At 66.2% G+C, this 1,596-nt stretch carries 1 protein-coding gene; it reads right to left on the reverse strand.

Going from position 1 to position 1,596, the window contains the following annotated elements; genetic code table 11:
• The coding region (locus tag ACWCO2_RS36740) for an ISL3 family transposase (protein WP_450132413.1) at positions 1–1,508 on the reverse strand (1,508 nt) is incomplete at its 3' end.
• Positions 1,509–1,596 lie beyond the last annotated feature (88 nt).

Below are 1,596 nucleotides of genomic sequence, written 5' to 3' on the forward strand. Positions count from 1 at the left end.
TCCACCGGGCCGCTGTTGTAGGGCAGGGTCAGTCCGGCGGTGACGGCGTCTTGGTCGCGGCGGAGTCCGAGAACGAAGGAGTGCAAGCCTGGTTGATCGTCGGCGTCGACGGCGGCCATCCATCCCTCCAGCTCGTGGCCGCGGAGGCCGCACATCATGGTGGCGAAGGCCCGGACATGACCTGCCAGCGCGGTAAGTTGCGGGCTGGCGGCGAGAATGGCGTCGAGCCGGCGTTGGTCCTTTGATTCCATGTTGTCCGGATCGCTCATGATCCAGCCCACGACCCGCCGAACCGAGGGCGGCTTGTGAGGCGGCTTGGGAATGCGGCTGGCCGCGCGGAACGGACGCAGGTACTCGCGCACGATCTTCTGTCCACCGCGGTAGCCGCGTGCCTTGATCTCAGCGAACAGGGCGGCGGCATTGGTGCACCCGTCGTTGAAGCGCTGGTGCAGGTAGGGCTTGAACTCCTCCAACAGACTCGGTCGTCGTCCGGTGCCGTTGCGGGTCAACAGTTCCTCCACCGCATCGGCGCGGGCGAAACGGCGAACGGTTCCCCGCGCAAGCCCGAGTTGAGCACAGATTGCCCTGATGCCTACGCCTTCGGCGAGCAAGGCATGGATTGCGTTGTAGCGTTCCCGCGTTCGAGTCGCGATCCGATCCGTCCTGTCTTGTGGCTGGACAGCCGTCACCGGAGCCGGGACGTGCTCGACATCGACATCGGGGCCGGAATCGGCGCCCGTGTCCACCGCTGCACTCAGGCATTCCTGGTTCCGGGCGACCATGCGCTCCACCGCACCAGCAAGGTTGTTCCACACATGCCATCGATCGGCGACCTGCAGTGCGTCCGGTGCGCCTTCGCGTGCACCCTCGGCGTAGGCGCCGGCGCGGTCCCGGCAGACGATCTCCACGCCGGGATGGGCTTGTAACCACGCGGTCAGTGTCTCGGCGGTGCGGTCGGTCAGCATGTCGACTGGGCGGCGGGACTCGATGTCGATCAGGATCGTGCCGTAATGGTGTCCACGACGCAGGGCGAAGTCGTCCACGCCCAGCACCCGAGGAGTCGCTTGTTCCGGGTCGGGCAGGGCGCGAACCATGCGCAACAACGTCATCCGGCTGACCGCGGCGGCCAGGTGCTGGGTCAACCGTGCCCCGGCGCGACCACCCAGCGCCAGCGCGACCGCGCACAACACCCGCTCCAGCGCTGTGGTGCGTCGGCCATACCGAACCGCCAACTCCGGCACCGCTTCAGCGAAAGTCTTCTTGGCACACCCGGTGTTATCGCAGAACAACCGACGGACCCGCAGCCGAATCAGCACCTCCCGACCCGAGATCGCGGTATCGGACAACCGCCGTTCGTAACGGCTGTGCACCCGATCAGACAACGTTCCACAGCCAGGACACGCCACACGCCCGCTGAGCGTGCTCGCCTCGATCCGCACCACCGAGCCCGCAGCATGCACATCATCTATCCGTAACCGCGCAAGATGCGGGAACAGGACCCCAAGCACTCCAAGATCAGCACACCGAGCACATGATCAACTACGTTACGAGCGGGCAGCGCCCGGGCCAGATTCACGGAAACTGTGCCAGAGCCAG

It is taken from the genome of Saccharopolyspora sp. NPDC002376 (genome assembly GCF_053593195.1).